5 protein-coding genes are annotated in these 18,240 nt (G+C 76.5%); all 5 read left to right on the forward strand.

The features are described 5' to 3' along the window. Nucleotides 1-286: 286 nt before the first annotated feature. The 5 genes from V6U88_RS22595 to V6U88_RS22615 are packed head-to-tail and all read left to right on the forward strand — an operon-like array spanning nucleotide 287 to nucleotide 18,237. Complete coding sequence (locus V6U88_RS22595; RefSeq protein WP_334455890.1) at nucleotides 287-3,772, forward strand: AMP-binding protein; 3,486 nt, start codon at nucleotides 287-289, stop codon at nucleotides 3,770-3,772. Beyond that, entirely contained in the window at nucleotides 3,769-6,939 is a 3,171-nt protein-coding gene (locus tag V6U88_RS22600) for a thioesterase domain-containing protein (protein WP_334455892.1), read from the forward strand. Before V6U88_RS22595 ends, V6U88_RS22600 begins: the two co-directional genes overlap by 4 nt. Then, nucleotides 6,936-9,239, forward strand: coding sequence for a lantibiotic dehydratase (locus V6U88_RS22605; RefSeq protein WP_334455894.1), 2,304 nt, complete (start codon nucleotides 6,936-6,938; stop codon nucleotides 9,237-9,239). Before V6U88_RS22600 ends, V6U88_RS22605 begins: the two co-directional genes overlap by 4 nt. Next, the gene (locus V6U88_RS22610; RefSeq protein WP_334455896.1) at nucleotides 9,236-12,754 is read left to right on the forward strand and encodes an amino acid adenylation domain-containing protein; all 3,519 of its coding nucleotides are present in this window, start codon (nucleotides 9,236-9,238) and stop codon (nucleotides 12,752-12,754) included. Before V6U88_RS22605 ends, V6U88_RS22610 begins: the two co-directional genes overlap by 4 nt. A gap of 11 nt (nucleotides 12,755-12,765) precedes the next feature. Next, nucleotides 12,766-18,237: a type I polyketide synthase gene (locus tag V6U88_RS22615; RefSeq protein WP_334455898.1), complete on the forward strand. Its 5,472-nt coding sequence runs from the start codon at nucleotides 12,766-12,768 to the stop codon at nucleotides 18,235-18,237. Nucleotides 18,238-18,240 lie beyond the last annotated feature (3 nt).

The raw sequence follows: 18,240 nt of genomic DNA on the forward strand, positions 1-18,240 counted from the left end.
AAGATCCCCGGCTTGCGACCCCTTTCGCCGGAAAATTACTCGCTGTTGCCCCCTTAGGCTGAAACTCCTCTCCGCGCTAGGGGGATGATCGGCCGATTTTCGACGGCCGATCTCCGAGGCGTCGTGGACCCTTCGGGCCGACTCCCATCGATGGACTTTTCCAGCGGGCATCGAGGCCTATCCTGGCTCCATCGTGAAGTCCTGGGGGGGATCATGGTCACAATCGTCGATGCCTACGCGCCTGTCCACAGTGGAGTCGAGCCGACACCCTGAGATGGCGCAACCGATGATCATCCAGCGTTTCGTGGACGCCGCGGCCGCCCATCCCGACCGGCCGGCGATCCTGGACGAGACCCACGAGGTCGACTACGCCGCACTGGCCGGCAGCGCCGGTGGCCACGCCGCCGCGCTCGCCGCCGCGGGCCTGCGGGCCGGCGACCGGGTCGCCCTGCTCACCGGGCACGGCACGCCCACCATCGCCGCCGTCCTCGGCGCCCTCGCCGCGGGCTGCGCGTACGTGCCGTTGGACCCAGGGTTCCCCGTCGCGCGGCTGCGGCACATGCTCGCCGCCGCCGACGTGCGCGCCGTCGCCTGCGCCGCCGCGCACCGGGAACTGGCCGAACGGCTCTGCGCCGACCGGCCCGGCACCGCCGTGATCGTCCTGGACCGGGTGCCGCCCGCCCCGCTGCGCCCCACACCCGTCGACCCGGACGCCCCGGCGTACGTGCTGTTCACCTCCGGCTCCACCGGCACGCCGAAGGCGGTCGCGCAGACCCACCGCAACCTGGCGCACGTCGTGGACAACCAGATCCGCGCCCTGGCTCTCGGCCCGGACGACCGGCTCAGCCTGCTCGCCTCGTTCAGCTTCGACGCCGCCATCCCGGACCTCTACCCGGCCCTGCTCACCGGCGCCGCCGTCGTCCCGGTGGACCTGCGCCGGCACGGGCTGGCCCACGCCGCCGAGCAGTTGCTCCGGCACCGGGTGACCGTTTACCACTCGACCCCGACGGTCTACCGGTTCCTGCTCGACACCCTCGGCGCGCGCCGGCTCGACTCGGTGCGGGTGGTGCTGCTCGGCGGCGAGCAGGCCACCGGCGTCGACGCGGCGCGCGGTCGGGACCGGTTCGCCCCGGGCTGCGTGCTGGTCAACGGTTACGGCGCCACCGAGATGACCTTCGCCGCCCGGTACGCGCTGCCGTTCACCGACGCCGACCCGAGCGCCACCGGGCCGCTGCCGATCGGCACCCCGCTGCCCGGGTACGCGCTGTCCCTGGACGGGGGGACCGGGGAGATCGTGGTGCGCAGCCGGCACCTCGCCCCCGGCTACCTCGGCCAGGACAGCGACCGGTTCGCGTTCGACGACGACGGCATCACCCGGACGTACCGCACCGGGGACCTCGGCGCGCGGCTGCCGGGCGGCGAGCTGGTCTGCCTGGGCCGGCTCGACCGGCAGGTCAAGGTGCGCGGGTTCCGGGTGGAGCTGACCGAGATCGAGGCGGTCCTCGCCGCCCAGCCCGGCGTCGCCGCCGTCCGGGCCATCGCCCGCGACGGCGAGCTGCTGGCGTACGCGACGCCCGCCGGCGGGCCCCTCGACCGGGCGGCCCTGCGCGCCGCCCTCGCCCGGCGGCTGCCCGAGTACGCCCTGCCCCGCGCGGTGGTCGTGCTCGATGCGTTCCCGCTCACCGTCACGGGCAAGATCGACGAGCGGACGCTGCCCGAACCGCCGCGGAACGTGCCGGCCGGGCAGGGCCCGAGCACCGAGACCGAGCGGGCGGTGCACGACATCTGGTGCGCGGTGCTCGGCCGCGCCGCGGTCGGCCGGCAGGAGAACTTCTTCGACGCCGGCGGCCAGTCCCTGCTGCTCGGCCAGGTGCAGCAGCGCCTCGCCGAGCGGTTCGGGGTGGCGCTGCCGATGGTGCGGCTCTTCGCTCACCCCACGGTCGCGGCGCAGGCCCGGCTGCTCGACGCTACGGCCATCGACGACCGGCCGGGCGCACCGGCCCCCGCGCCGACCCTGCCCGCCCCGGCCGCGCCGACCCTCGCCGCCCGCGAGTACAGCGGCGACGAGATCGCGGTCGTCGGGCTGGCCGGGCGGTTCCCCGGCGCGCCGGACCTGGCCACCTTCTGGTGGAACCTCTGCGCCGGGGTCGACTCGATCCACGACCACAGCGACGCCGAGCTGGCCGAGCTGGGCATCGGGCCCGGCCTGCGCGCCGACCCCCGGCACGTCCGGGCCGCCGGCCGGCTCGACGGCGTCGCCGACTTCGACGCCGAGTTCTTCGCCATGGGCGAGCAGGAGGCCGCCCGCACCGACCCGCAGCACCGGCTCTTCCTGGAGACCGCGTGGGAGGCGCTGGAGGACGCCGGGCACGACCCGACCCGCTTTCCCGGGCTGGTCGGGGTCTACTCGGCCACCTCGGCCAACCGGTACTTCCTGTTCCACTTGCTGGACAACCCGGCCGTGGTGGGCGACGTGGACCCGGACGACTGGGAGGCCCGGCTGATCGGCCGGCAGTTCACCGACCACCTGCCCGGGCAGGTCGCGTACCGGCTGGGGCTGACCGGGCCCGCGGTCGCGGTGCAGAGCGCCTGCTCCAGCTCGCTGGTCGCGGTCTGCCTCGCCGCGCAGAGCCTCGCCGACTACCAGTGCGACCTCGCCCTCGCCGGCGGGGTCAACGTCACCTGGCCGCGCTACCGGCACACCCCCGGCGGGCTGGCCTCGCCGGACGGCCGCTGCCGGGCCTTCGACGAGGCCGCCGACGGGGCCGGCTTCGGCTCCGGCGTCGGGGTGGTCGCGCTGCGCCGCCTCGCCGACGCCCAGGCCGACGGCGACCGGATCTACGCCGTGCTGCCCGGCTGGGCGGTCACCAACGACGGGCCCGACCGGGCCGGCTTCGCCGTGCCCGGCCCCGCCGGGCAGGCCGCCGCCGTCGCGAACGCCCTCGCCGCCGCGGAGGTGGCCCCCGGCGAGGTCCGGTTCATCGAGGCCCACGGCAGCGGTACGCCGCTCGGCGACGCCATCGAGGTGGCCGCGCTGCACGAGGTGTACGGCGGGGCCGCGCCCGCCGAGTCCTGCGCGCTCGGCTCGGTCAAGACCAACATCGGCCACCTGGACGCCGGGGCGGGCGTGGCCGGGCTGATCAAGACGGTGCTCGCCGTGCAGCACGGGGTGATCCCGCCGAACCTGCACTTCACCCGGCCGCACCCGGAGATCGACCTGGCCGGCGGCCCGTTCTACGTGCCGACCAAGGCGCGCGACTGGCCGCCGGGTCCGCGCCGGGTCGCCGGGGTCAGCTCGTTCGGCCTCGGCGGCACCAACGCCCACGTGGTGGTCGAGCAGCCGCCACCGGTCGAGCCGGTCGAGCTGCCGCAGGGCCGGGCGTACCTGCTGCCGGTCTCGGCGCGTACCCCGGAGGCGTTGCGCGCGGCGCTGGCCCGGCTGCGGACCCACCTGGCCGGGGTGGCCCCGGCGTTGCCCGAGGTGGCCGCCACCCTGGCGCTGGGCCGGCGGGCCTTCGACTGCCGGGCGGCGGTGGTCGCCACCGACCTGGCCGGCGCGATCGCCGCGCTGGACGAGCTGCGCGACGCCGACACCCGGATCGCCGGCCCGGCCGGTCGGCTGCGGAACCTCGCCGCCGACTGGGTCGCCGGCCGCGACGTCGACCCGGCCGCACTGCACCCCGGCGAGGGCGTTCGCCGCACCGGCCTGCCCGGCTACCCGTTCCAGCGCCGGCGGTACTGGATCGACCCTGTTGAGAAAGGCACGCGGTGAACTGGTTCGTCTCGTCCGGAAGCCGACCCCAGGCGCCGGTGCAACTGTTCTGCCTGCCCTATGCCGGGGCCGGCGCGAGCGCGTTCCGGCGCTGGCAGGAGGGGATCGGCCCGGACGTCGAGGTGCTGGCCGTGCAGCTGCCCGGCCGGGAGAACCGGATCAGCGAGGACCCCCGGTTCACCGTCGGTGAGGTCGCCGACGCCATCGCCGGACGCGCCGACCGCCCGTACGCGATCTACGGCCACTCGATGGGCGGCCGGATCGGCTTCGAGGTGGTCCGCGAGCTGCGCCGCGCCGGCCGCCCGCTGCCGCTGCGGCTCTACGTCGGCGGCGCGCGGCCACCGCACGTCGACGCTCCCAGCCTCTTCGACGGGCTGTCCCGGGTGGACGACGACGAACTGCTGCGCCGCCTCGGCGCGGGCGGCGGTCTCCCCGCCGAGCTGCTGGCGCACCCCGAGCTGGTGCAGCTGCTGCTGCCGCTGCTGCGCGCCGACTTCGGCCGGGTGGACAGCTACCGGTACGTCCCCGGCGAGCCGCTGCCGGTGCCGGTCGTCGCGTTCAGCGGCCGGCACGACCGGGCGGTGAGCCGGGAGCAGAGCGCCGCATGGTCCGCGCACACCGCCGCCGGGTTCACCCTGCACGAGATCGACGGCGGGCACTTCTTCCTCGCCGACCGGCTGCCCGAGCTGCTCGCCGTCGTGCGCGCCGACCTGGCGGACGCCGTCGGCTCCCGCGCGGGCGCCGCCGCGTCCGTTGCCACCGCCGCGTCCGCTGCCTCTGCCGATGCCGGCACGGGCGGCGCCGGGTCCGACGCGGTCGCGTCCGACCCGGGCGGCTCGGCCGGCGCGTCCCCCGCGCACCGGGTGCCGCTGGGGGACACCGGCTGGTCGGTGTGGCGGGACGCCGTGCTGCGTACCACCGGCTTCCCGGCCGACGGGCTGACCCTTTTCGCCTCGCCGCACGCCGCCGCGGCCGCCGACGAGCTGCTGGCCACCGGGGCCGGCGCCGACCGGTTCGACAAGGAGTTCGACGAGGCCGTCCGGGCGTCGGCGCACCGGATCAGCGAGCTGGCCGGCCGGCCGCTGCTGCGCGAGGCGGTCACCTGGCAGAACCGGGGCGCGCTCTTCGCCCTGGACGGTCTGGCCCGCGGCGGCGGCGACGCGGCCCGCAACGTGCGTCGTCGCGACCGCGAGCGGGCCCTGCTCAAGTACTGGCAGCGGTACGCGGGCAAGAACGAGACGGTCGGGTTCTTCGGGCCGAGCTGCTGGGTCACGATCGACCCGGAGCAGCCGGAGGTCGCCCGGATCAGCCAGGGGCCCGGGCTGACCCGCCGCCGCTGGGTCTGGTTCGAGTCCTGGGCGCTGTCCGCGTACGCCGACCGGATCGGCGCGGACCTGGCGGTGCGCCGCTGGTGGCCGCCGATGCTCTGCCCGCACCTGAGCGTGCGCGGGCGCAGCGTGCTGCGCCCCGGCCGGCCGCCGGTGCCGCTGTCCCCGGTGGAGGCGGCGGTACTCGCCGCCGTCGACGGCCGCCGGCCGGCGTGCCACCTGGTGACCGATCCGGCGCTCGGGCTGCGCCGACCGGAGGACGGCTACGCCCTGCTGGACCGGCTGGTGGCCCGGGAGCTGATCACCTGGGACGCCGCCCTGCCGGTCAGCCCGGACGCCGAACAGGTGCTCACCGCCCGCATCGACGGAATCGGCGACGAGCCGGCCCGGGCCACCGCGCGGGCCGGCTGGGACCGGCTGCGCGCGGCCCGCGACGAGGTCGCCGGCGCGGCCGGCGACCCGGACCGGCTCCGGGTCGCGCTCGACGACCTCGACGCCACCTTCACCGCGCTGACCGGGGCCGCGTCCCGGCGCCGGGAGGGCCAGATGTACGCCGGGCGGACCATCTGCTACGAGGACACCAGCCGCGACCTCGACGTCGTCTTCGGCGCGCCACTGCTGGCCGACCTCGCCGCCCCGCTCGACGTGCTGCTGCGCGCCGCCCGCTGGATGGTCAACGCCCTGGCCGAGGCGTACGGGGCGGTGTTCCGGGGGCTCTACGAGGAGCTGCGCGCCGAGGCGGGGGACTCCCCGGTCGCCCTGTCCGACCTCTGGTTCCTGGTCCAGGGCCTGTTCTGGGGCGGGGGCGAGCGCCCGGTCGACGCCGTGGCCGCCGAGTTCGCGGCGCGCTGGGCCGGGCTGTTCGCCCTGGACACACTGCCCGCCGGCACCACCGAGGTCCGGCTGCGGGTCGCCGACCTCGCCGGCCGAATCGACGAGGTCTTCCCCAGGGCGCGGCCGTCCTGGTCCAACGGCATGGTGCACAGCCCCGACCTGCAGATCTGCGCCGCCGACGCCGACGCGCTGCGCCGGGGCGAGTTCACCGTCGTCCTCGGCGAGCTGCACGCGGCCTGGTCGTCGTTCGACTGCGCGGTGTTCACCCCCTCGCACCCGGACGTGGAGCGGCTGCGCGCGGCGCTCACCGAGGACCTGGGCGAGCGGCGGATCCGGCTGCTCTTTCCCAGCGACTGGCCCCGGCGGACCAGCCGTACCGCCGAGGCGCTGACCGGTCCGACCGACCGGCACCTGGCGTTCCAGCCGGCCCCGGGCGCGGACCCGGCCCGGGTGCTGCCCACGGTGGACCTCACGGTGACCGACGAGAACGGCCGGCTGGTCGCCACCGCCCGCGACGGCCAGCGGTGGCCGCTCACCGAGGTCTTCGCCGAGCTGCTCAGCGCGCATGCCGTCGACGGCTTCAAACTGGTCGCCGCCGCGCCGTACACACCCCGGATCACCCTGGACAACCTGGTGGTGGCCCGGCAGACCTGGCGCACCACGGTCGGGGAGAGCGGGCTCGCCGAGGTGACCGGGGAGCGCGACCGCTACCTCGCGGCACGGGCCTGGCGACGGCGGCTGGGCCTGCCGGAGCAGGTCTACGTCAAGCTCGGGACCGAGATCAAGCCCTGCTTCGTCGACCTGAGCAGCCCCGCCTTCGTGACCATGTTCTGCGCCATGGTCCGGGCCGCCCGCACCGACGGTGGCGACGAGGTTTCCCTGCTGGTCAGCGAGATGCTGCCCACCCCCGACCAGGCGTGGGTGCCGGACGGCACCGGCCGCGGCTGCTTCAGCGAGCTGCGGCTGCAGATCGTGGACGCCCCCGAGAGCGAGGACCTTCGATGAGTCACCTGCTGCCGCTGGGCGACACCGGCTGGTCGGTGTGGCGGGACGTCGTCCTGCGCAGCGCCGGTTTCCCCGCCGACGGCCTGGGCCGCTTCGCCGCCCCGGACGCGGCGGCCGCCGCCGACGCGTTGCTCGCCGGGGAGGGCACCCCGGAGGTCGTTGACAAGGCGCTGGCCGAGGCGTTCGCCGGCTCCTCCGCCGTGGTCGGGGAACTGGCCGCCGACCCGCTGCTGCGCGAGGCGGTCACCTGGCAGAACCCGGACATGCTGATCGCGCTGGACGGGCTGCTGCGCACCGACCCGACGGTGCGCAACGTGCGCCGGCGCAAGCGGGAGCTGAGCCTGCTGCGCTACTGGCAGCGCTACTGCGGCAAGGCCGAGACGATCGGCTTCTTCGGCCCGGTCTGCTGGGGCACCTTCGACCCGGACGACCCGCGTACCCGGTTGGCTCCCGGCCCCGGCCTGGTCACCCGCCGGCACGTCGGGTTCGAGGCCTGGGCCCTGATCGCCTACGCCGACCGGCTCGCCGACGACCCGGCGGTACGCCGCTGGTGGGCCCCCGCGCTGCAACCACACCTGACGGTGGAAGGGCGGCAGCTGCGCTGGCCGCTGCACCCGCCGATCACGCTGTCGGCGGTGGAGGCCTGGTTGCTGGCGTCCTGCGACGGGCATACCGCCGCCGGTGAGCTGGCCGAGCGGGCGTGTGCGGAGGGCGTCGTCCGCTCCGTCGACGACGTCTTCCTGCTGCTGGACCGGTTCGTCGAGCGGGGCCAGCTGACCTGGGACGCCAACCTGCCGAACAGCCCGGACGCCGAACGGGTGCTGGGCGAGCGGATCACCGCGATCGGCGAGGAGGCGGTGCGCGCCGCGGTGGCCGCGGACTTCGACCGGCTCCGGGCCGCCCGGGACGCGGTCGCGGCCGCCGCCGGCGACCCGGACCGGCTCGGCGCCGCGCTGGCCGCGCTCAACACCGAGTTCACCGCGGTCACCGGCCGCCCCGCCACCCGGCAGAGCGGGCAGATGTACGCCGGCCGGACCGTCTGCTACGAGGAGACCGCCCGCGACCTCGACGTCACCGTCGGCGCCAACGTGCTGGACGCGCTGGCCGCCCCGCTCGCGGTGGTGCTCCAGGCGGCCCGCTGGCTCACCGCCGAGATCGGCGCGGGCTGCGCCGAGGTCCTCGCCGACCTGCACGACGAGCTGGCCGCCGAGGGTCCGGTGCGGCTGGCCGACATCTGGTCGTTGGCCCAGGGGATCCTGATCGCCCCGGACGGCCCGGTCGCCCGCGCCGGGGTGGGCTTCACCGACCGGTGGGCCGAGCTGTTCGGGCTGCGGCACCTGCCGGCCGGCGCCGTCGAGCTGCGGTTGCGCGCCGAGGACCTGGCCGGCCCGGTCCGCACGCTCTTCGCCGCCGAGCGGCCCGGCTGGCCGTCCGCGCGGATCCACAACCCCGACCTCCAGATCAGCGCGGCCTCCGCCGAGGCGATCGACCGGGGCGAGTTCCTGCTCGTCCTCGGCGAGCTGCACCCGGCCACCATCGCCTACGACAGCGGGGTGCTCACCCCGTTCCACCCCGACCCGGCTGCGCTGCGGGCCGCGCTCGACGCCGACCTGGGACCGGCCCGGATCCGGGTGCTCTACCCGGAGAGCTGGCCCCGGCTGACCACCCGCACCACGTACGCGCTCACCGGCCCGGCGGACCGCCAGCTCGGCATCGACACCGCCCGCGGCGGCGACGTCGACCGGCTGGTCCCGGCCACCGCCGTCACCGTGGTCCGCGACGACGCCGGGCTGAGCGCGGTCTTCCCCGACGGGTCCCGCTGGCCGCTGATGGAGATCTTCGCCCACCTGCTCGGCTCGCTGCTGGTGGACACCTTCAAGCTGCTCGACCCGGCCCCCCACACGCCTCGGATCACCATCGACCGGCTGGTGGTGGCCCGGCGTACCTGGCGCACCACGGTGGCCGGCAGCGGGCTGGCCGGGCACGGCGACGAGACCGCCCGCTACCTCGCCGCACGCCGCTTCCGGGCGGCGCTCGACCTGCCCGAGCGGGTCTTCGTCAAGGTCGGCACCGAGGTCAAGCCCTGCTACGTCGACCTCACCGGCCCGCTGTACGCCCAGTCGCTGTGCGCCATGGTCGACGCCGCCGCGAAGACCGGCCCCGACGTGGCGGTGGTGGTCACCGAGCTGCTGCCCATGCCGGCGCAGGCCTGGGTGCCCGACGCCGCCGGGCGCGGACACGTCAGCGAGCTGCGCCTGCAGATCACCGATTCCGCGACCTACCGGGGAGAGCACGGGTGACCGACATCCTTTCCATCAGCGCCGTCGCCGGGCCGCAGCTGCCCTGGCCGGACGGGACGCTGGCCGACCTGATCGCCGCCCGGGCCGCGCGCTGCCCGGACGCGGTGGCCGTCCGCCAGTGGGACGACCGGCTCACCTACCGGGAGCTGGTCGGCCGGGCGGCCGGGGTGGCCGCCGCGCTGCGGGCCCGGGGCGTCGGCCGGCACAGCCGGGTCGGGGTCTGCGGCCGACGCCGGCCCCGGCTGGTCGTCGACGTCCTCGGGGTGCTCCTCGCGGGCGGCTGCTACGTGCCGCTGGAACCCGACGGCCCCCGCGAGCGGCTGCGCGAGATCCTCTCCGACGCCCGGGTGTCGCTGCTGGTCGGCGACGCGGCGGCCGAGCTGACCGACCTGCCGGGCGTCGAGGTGGTGCAGGCCGACGGTCCGGCCCCGCTGGCGCCCTGCCCGGCCCGGCCCGGTGACCCGGCGTACGTGCTGTTCACCTCCGGCTCCACCGGCCGGCCCAAGGGAGTGCTGACCTCCCACCGCAACGTGGTCGAGTTCGTCACCGGCTGCGCGGCGGTCAGCGGCGCCGACGCCGGGGTGCGCAGCCTCGGCATCGCCTCGCTCGGCTTCGACGTATCCATCATGGACATCTTCCTGCCGCTGCTGCTCGGCGGGGCGGTGCAGCTGCTCGGCGCCGAGGACCGGGCCGACCCGGTCCGGCTCGCCCGGTTCATCGTCGCGCACGAGGTGAACTGGGGTTTCATCACCCCGATCGTGCTGTCCATGCTGGACCCGGCGGACGTGCCGGGCTGGCGTACGGTGTTCTGCGGCGGCGAGGCGGTCCCCGCCGAGCTGGCCGCCCGCTGGGCGCCGGGGCGGCGCTTCCTCAACGGCTACGGCCCGACCGAGACCACCGTGCTGGCGGTCACCGGCGAGCTGACCGGCGCCGAGAGCGATCCGGCGCCGATCGGCCTGCCGCTGCCCAACCACCGGGCCTACGTCGTCGACGCCGGGCTGCGGGCGGTGCCGCCGGGGGAGACCGGCGAGCTGCTGATCGGCGGCCCCGGCCTGGCCGACGGCTACCTCGACCGGCCCGGCCTGACCGCCGAGCGGTTCGTCCCCGACCCCTTCTCCGGCCTGCCCGGCGAGCGGCTGTACCGCACCGGCGACCTGGTCCGCCAGGCGGCCGACGGGCGGATCGTCTACCTCGGCCGCGCCGACCGGCAGGTGAAGATCCGGGGCCAGCGCATCGAGCTGGGCGAGGTCGAGGCCGTGCTGGCCGGCGCCCCCGGCGTCGACCGGGTGGCCGTCGAGGCGGTGCCCGGGCCGGCCGGCACCGAGCTGGTCGCGGTCCTCACCCCGGCCGGTGCGCCGGACGACGAGACGATCCGGGCGTACGCCCGCGCGCGGCTGACCGCGGCGATGCTGCCGGCCCGGCTGCTGCGCCGCGACGACCTGCCGGTCAGCCCGGTCACCGGCAAGCTGGACCGGCCGGCGCTGCGCGCCCTGGCCCTGGCCGCGCTGAGCACCGGCCCCACCGCCGACGAGCCGGCCGGCCCGGCCGACCCGGTGACGCGGACGGTCACCCGGATCTGGACCCGGCTGCTCGGCGCGACCCCCGGCCCGGACACCGACTTCCTCGCCGCCGGCGGCAACTCCATCGCCGCGATGCGCCTGGTCGCCGCGCTCCGCGCCGAGCTGGGCCGGCACGTCGACACCCGGGACGTGCTCGCCGGGCGCACCCTGGGCGGCCTGGTCGCCCGGCTGCGCGCCGCCGCCCCGGCCGACGCCGAGGAACTGACCACCGGCAACCCGCCCACCCTCTCTCCGCCGCAGCGCCGGCTCTGGTTCGTCGACCAGCTCGCCCCCTCCAGCGCCCCGTACAACATCGCCGTCGCGCACCGGCTGCGCGGCCCGCTGGACACCGGCGCGCTCGGCGTGGCGCTGCGGGCCGTCGCCGAGCGGCACGACGTGCTGCGCTGGCGCATCCCGCAGACCGCCGGGGTGCCGTACGCGGTCTGCGAGGAACCCACCGACGTGGCCGTGCCGGTGGTCGACCTGACCGGCAGCGCCGACGCCGAGGCGGAGCTGGCCGGGATGCTCGCCGCCGGCGCCGCGCACGCCTTCGACCTGGCCACCGGGCCGCCCTGGCAGGTAACCGTCTACCGGCTGGGCGTCGACGAGCACGTGCTGGCGATGACCATGCACCACGCGGTCTTCGACGGCTGGTCCGAGGCGGTCCTCTACGACGACCTCGCCGCCGCGTACGCCCGGGCGGTCACCGGGGCGCCCCCGACGTTGCCGCCACCGGCCGCCACGTACGCCGACTACGCGGTGTGGCGGGCCGAGCGGGACCGCCGCCGGGGCGCGGCGGACCTCACCTGGTGGGCCGGGCACCTGCGCGGCGTGCCCACCGTGCTGGAGCTGCCCCGCGACCGGCCCCGCCCGGCGGTGCAGACCTACGCCGGCGCCGAGGCCGTGGTCACCCTCTCCGCGGCCGCCGACCGGGCGGTGCGCGACCTGGCCGCCCGGCGCGGCACCACGGTCGCCACGGTGCTGCTCGCCGGCTTCGGCGAGCTGCTGCGCCGGCTCACCGGCGGGGACGACCACGTGGTCGGGGCGATCGTCGCCGACCGCCGGCTGGCCGCCTTCGACGACGTGGTGGGCTTCTTCATCGACACCGTGCCGGTGCGGCTGCGCACCGGCGGGGCCGGCTTCGCCGAACTGGTCGACCGGTGCGCCGCCGAGCTGTACGAGGTCACCGCCCACCCGGGCGCGCCGCTGGAACGCATCGTGGAGGCCCTCGGCGTCGGCCGGGACACCTCCCGCGCGCCGCTGGTGCAGGTGCTGTTCAACGTGCTCAACTTCGCCCCGCCCCGGCTGGCGCTGACCGGGCTGACCGGCGTGCCGGTCCCGGTGCCCAAGCCCGGCTCGCCCTTCGACATCACCGTCTACGTGGTCGAACGGGACGGCCGCATCGGCGTCGAGGTGGTCCACAACCCGGACCTGTTCGACGCCGACCGGATCGACGCGCTCCTGGCCGACCTGGCCGAGCTGGTCGGCGCGCTCGCCGCCGACCCGGACGCGCCGGCGGACGCCGTCGCCGCCGCGCTGCCGCGGCCCACCGTACGGACGCCGCAGCTCGGCGCGATGACCGTGGCGGCCGCCGAGCCGCCCCGCACCGCCCCGCTCCCGGCCGGGCCGGACGGGCTCACCGACACCGAGGAGCTGGTCGCCGGCATCTGGCGGGAGGTGCTGGAGACCGACCGGGTGGGCGTCGCCGACAACTTCTTCGACATCGGCGGCCACTCGCTCGCCCTGGCCGCGGTGCACGCCCGGCTCACCGCCGCCACCGGCCGCTCGATCACCATGCTCGACCTGTTCCGCCACCCCACCGTCCGGGCGCTCGCCGCCAGCCTCGACGGCGCCGCCGACCGGCCGGAACTCGCCCGCGCCGCGCTGCGGGCCGCCGCCCGCCGCGGCCGCACCCGCCGCAACCCACCCCGCCGCCCCGGCGGCACCGCGCAATGAAGGACACGCAGATGGACAAGCCGATGGCACCCGACCTTCCCGCCGACGACGGCATCGAGCCGATCGCGATCGTCGGGCTCGCCGCGCGGCTGCCCGGCGCCGCCGACGTCCGGCAGTTCTGGCGCAACCTGGTCGACGGCGTCGAGTCCGTCACCGAGCTGACCCGCGAGGAGCAGCTCGCCCGGGGCGCAGGAGTGGAGGAGGTCGACGACCCGGGGTGGGTGGCCCGCGCGCCGCTGGTCGACGGGTACGACGAGTTCGACGCCGAGCTGTTCGGGATGACCGCCCGGGAGGCGGAGATCACCGACCCGCAGCACCGGCTGTTCCTGGAGAGCTGCTACACGGCGTTGCAGGACGCCGGCTACGACCCGGCCCGTTACGACGGCGCGGTCGGCGTGTACGCCGGCACCGGCGGCAACACCTACCTGCACCGGTACGTGCTGCGCAACAAGCGCGTCGGCGGCAGCCCGCACGGCACGGTCTCCCGCGCCACCGGCAACTCGCCGAACTACGTGGCCACCAACGTGTCGTACCGGCTGGACCTGCGCGGGCCGAGCCTTACCGTGCACACCGCCTGCTCCACCTCGCTGGTCGCGTTCCACCTGGCCTGCGAGGCGCTGCGCAACGGGGAGTGCGACATGGCGCTCGCCGGCGGGGTCAACGTCGAGCTGCCGCACGTCGGCTACCTCGGCATGGACGGCTTCACCTCGCCCGACGGGCGGTGCCGGCCGTTCGACGCCGCCGCCAACGGCACGGTCTGGGGCAGCGGCGTCGGCGTCACCCTGCTCAAGCGTCTCTCCGACGCGATCGCCGACGGCGACGCGATTCGGGCGGTGGTGCTGGGCAACGCCGTCAACAACGACGGCGCGGGCAAGGTCGGCTTCACCGCGCCCAGCATCGACGGGCAGATGGAGGCCATCGCCCAGGCCGTCGGGATGGCCGGGATAGACCCGCGCAGCATCAGCTACGTCGAGGCGCACGGCACCGGCACCGCCATGGGCGACCCGCTCGAGGTGGCCGCCCTCTCGGCGGTCTACACCAGGGACACCGACGACCGGGGCTGGTGCGGCATCGGCTCGGTGAAGTCCAACATCGGCCACCTCAGCCAGCCCTCCGGCATCGTCAGCGTGATCAAGACGGTGCTCGCGATGGAGCACGGCCTGATCCCGCCGACCATCAACTTCGAGACCCCGAACCCGGCGATCGACTTCGCCGACACGCCGTTCTACGTGGCGAACACGCTGACCAAGTGGGACAGCGAGGGCGGGCCGCGCCGGGCCGGGGTCAGCTCCTTCGGCATCGGCGGCACCAACGCCCACGTGGTGCTTCAGGAGGCGCCGGCGGCGTACCGGGCCGACCGGACGGTCCGCCCGGCGCAGCTGCTGCACGTGTCGGCGAGGACCGCCACCGCCCTGGACGCCGCGGTGCTCCGCCTGGCCGAGCACCTGGAGGGCGCCACCGACGGCGGGCCGCAGCTGCTCGCCGACGTGGCGCACACCCTGCGTGTGGGCCGCCAGGAGTACCCGCACCGGCGCGCGGTCGTCGCCACTGACCTGCCCTCTGCGGCGGCTGCCCTCCGTGATCCGCGCCGCGGACATCGCGGTCTGACCGACGGTCCAGCCCCGACCGTCTGCTTCCTCTTCTCCGGCCAGGGCTCCCAGTACGCCGGGATGGGCGCGCAGCTCTACGCCGAGGAGCCGGCCTTCGCCGCCGCCGTGGACGAGTGCGCCGAGCTGCTCCGCCCCGAGCTGGGGCTGGACGTCCGCGACCTGATCCTCGGCCGCGACCCGGAGGCGGGGGAGAAGCTCACCGAGACCCGCTACACCCAACCGGCCCTCTTCGTCGTCGAGTACGCCCTCGCCACCCTCTGGCGGCGGGCCGGGGTGCAGCCCGCCGCGATGATCGGCCATTCGATCGGCGAGTACGTCGCCGCCACCGTCGCCGGGGTGCTGAGCCTGCCCGACGCGCTGCGGGTGGTCGCCGCGCGGGGGCGGCTGATGCAGTCCCTGCCGTCGGGCGCGATGCTCGCCGTGGCGCTGGACGAGTCGGTGGTCGCGCAGCGCCTCCCCGAGGGGCTGTCCATCGCCACCGTCAACGGCCCGGGCACCTGCGTGGTGGCCGGCGAGAGCGCCGCGATCGCCGCGTTCGCTGAGACGATCAAGGGCAAGAGCAAGGCGCTGCGCACCTCGCACGCCTTCCACTCGCCGATGATGGAACCGATCCTGGCCGAGTTCACCGCGCTGATGGCGACCGTGCCGCTGCGCCCGCCGGCGATCCCGTTCCTGTCCAACGTCACCGGCACCTGGATCACCGCCGAGCAGGCCACCGACCCGGCGTACTGGGCCGCGCACCTGCGCCGGCCGGTGCGCTTCGGCGACTGTGTGGCCACCCTGCTCGCCGAGGGCACCTGGGCGCTGCTGGAGTGCGGCCCGGGTCGGCAGCTGGCCAACCTGGCCCGGATGCAGGTCGCCAAGGCCGCCCCGGCCCAGCGGGCGCTGACCCCGCTGGGTAGCCTGCCCGGCCCGGGCGAGCGCACCGGTGACCTGGCCACCCTGCTGACCAGCGCCGGCGCGCTCTGGTGCGCCGGCGTCGGCGTGCGGCTCGACGCCGATCCGGCCGCCCGGCGGGTGCCGCTGCCCACCTACCCGTTCGAGCGCCGCCGCTACTGGGTGGACCCGGACCCGGTGGACCAGGCCCCCGCGCCGGTGGAGCGCGGTCCGCGTCCGCTGCCGGAGTGGTTCGCCGTGCCGGTGTGGCGGCAGGCCGCCGCCGAGCCGCGCACCGCACCGCTGGGCCGCTGCCTGGTCCTGGCCGACGGCCCGCGCGGCGACGCGCTGGTCGCCGCGCTGCGGGCCGCCGGCGCCACGCCGATCGTGGTACGCACCGGGGAGCGCTTCGCGGCCGTCGACGGCGGGTACCGGCTGCGCCCCGGCGCCCGCGAGGACCACGACGCCCTGGTGGCGGCGCTCGCCGCCGACCTGCCGCAGCGGCTGGTGCACGCCTTCGCCCTCGACGGCGACCCGGCCGGCACCGACGTCGCCGCGGCCTGGGCCGCCCAGGACCGGGGCTTCTTCAGCTCGCTGCACCTGGTGCAGGCGCTCGCCGGGGCCGGGCTGACCGGCGACGAGCGCACCCTGACCCTCGACCTGGTCACCACCGGCATCGGGGATGTGACCGGCGGCGACCTGGTCCGCCCCGAGCACGCCACCCTCGCCGGGCTGGCCCGGGTGCTCCCGGCCGAGCTGCCCGGGCTGACCGTCCGGCTGGTCGACGCCGACCCGGCCTCGTCCGACGTGGCCGCGCTCGTCGCCGAGCTGCGCCGGCCGGTCGACCCGGAGCGCGCCGAGCTGGCGCTGCGCGGCCCGCGCCGCTGGGTGACCGGCTACGAGCAGGTCACCGTCGACGCCGAGGGCGAGCCGGGCGCGTTGCGCGAGGGCGGCCGGTACGTGATCACCGGCGGCCTGGGCGGCATCGGCGTCACCCTGGCCGAGGACTTCGCCCGGCGGGCCCGGGCGAAGCTGGTGCTGCTGGCCCGTTCGGGTCTGCCGCCGCGCGAGCGGTGGGACGAGCACCTGGCCGTGCACGGCGGCGCGGACCGGGCGGGCCGGGCCATCGCGGCGATCCGCCGGATGGAGGCCGCCGGCGCGTCGGTGCTGGTGCTCGCCGCCGACGTCACCGACCCGGCCGACCTGCGCCGGGTCCGCGCCGCCGCCGAGGCGCAGTTCGGCGGGATCGACGGCATCGTGCACGCCGCCGGGCTGCCCGGCGGCGGCATGGCGGAGGTCAAGGAGCGGGCCGAGGCGGAGCGGGTGCTCGCGCCGAAGCTCGCCGGCACCCTCGCCCTCGCCGAGGTCTTCGGCGACCTGCCGCTGGACATCGTGGTGCTCTGCTCCTCGATCACCGCGGTGATCGGCGGATTCGGCCAGGTCGACTACTGCGCCGCGAACAGCTTCCTGGACGCGTACGCCCGCTCCGGCGGGGGCTTCCGGGCGCCGGTGGTGTCGCAGAACTGGGGCGGCTGGGCCGAGGTGGGCATGGCGGTGGAGACGGACGCGCCGGCCGGCTTCCGGGCCGCCGGCCGGGACACCGTCACCGCTGCGGTGCCGCACCCGGTGCTCACCACGAAGGTGACCGGCCCGGACGGCGTCGTGCTGCACGGCCTGGTCTCGGCCGCCACCCACTGGCTGCTCGACGAGCACCGCATCGGCGGCGTGCCGGTGGTGCCCGGCACCGCCCACCTGGAGTCGGTCCGGGCGGCGGTGGCCGCCGCGCTGCCCGCCCCGGCCGGGGACCCGGCGGTGGAGCTGCGCGACGTGGTCTTCCTGGAGCCGTTCTCGGTGCCGGACGGCACGGTCGCGCAGTACCGGGTCGAGCTGACCCCGGCCGAGGACGGCGTGGACTTCGCGGTGTGCAGCCTCGCCGCCGGCCGGCTGCGCACCCACGTCCGCGGCGCGGCCGGCTGGACCGACGAGCCGGCCCCGCCGGCGCGGGTGCCGGCGGTGGCCGGCCGGCGGGTGGACGACGACGCCTCGTTCGGCCGGGGGCGCACCAGCATGCTCAGTTTCGGGCCGCGCTGGGCCGCGCTGGCCGAGCACCACCTGGGCGAGGGGGAGGAGCTGGCCCGGATCACCGCGCCCGCCGAGGCGGTCGGTGACCTGCCCTCCTGGGGGCTGCACCCGGCGCTGCTCGACGTGGCCACCGCGTTCGGCCGGGGCCAGGGCAGCGGCACCTACCTGCCGCTGTCGTACGGGCGGATCGTGGTGCGCGGCGCGCTGCCGGCGCAGTTCCACAGCCACCTGCGGCACCGGGTCAGCGCCACCGACGAGGTGGTGGCCGCGGACCTGTCCCTGGTGGACGCCGACGGCCGGGAGATCGTCGCGATCACCGACTTCGTGCTGCGCCGGGTCGACCAGGGCGCGGTGACCGGTGGGCTGGCCACGGCGGGCACCCCGGCCGAGGCGACCGACCCCGAGCCGGGCGTGCCGACCGAGGACATCCGGCCGGTCGACGGGGCCGAGGCGTTCCGCCGCAGCCTCACCGCCGGGCTCGGCGCCCAGGTGGTGATCGCCACCCGGAGCGTCGAGGACATCCGCCGCCGCGCCTCCCGGGTCACCACCGGGAGCCTGGAGACCGGAGACGACGCGGCCGTCACCGCCCCGGCCGGCACCGGCGGCGGCTCCGGCGCACCGCGTACCGAGCTGGAGACCACCATCGCCCAGGTGTGGCGGGACGGGCTGGGGGTGGCCGAGGTCGGCGTGGACGACGACTTCTTCGCCCTCGGCGGCAACTCCCTGGTCGCGGTGCAGCTCATCGCCGCGATGCGCAAGGCGACGGGGGTGCGGCTGCCGATGCGCAGCCTCTTCGAGACCCCCACCGTCGCCGGACTGGCCGCCCGGATCGAGGAGCTGCGCGCCACCGCCGCGCCCGCCGACGAGCCCGCCCCGGCCGCCATTCCCGCCATCCCGCGGCTGCCCCGCGACTGAGCG

It is taken from the genome of Micromonospora sp. CPCC 205739 (assembly GCF_036906795.1).
GTDB lineage: Bacteria > Actinomycetota > Actinomycetes > Mycobacteriales > Micromonosporaceae > Micromonospora.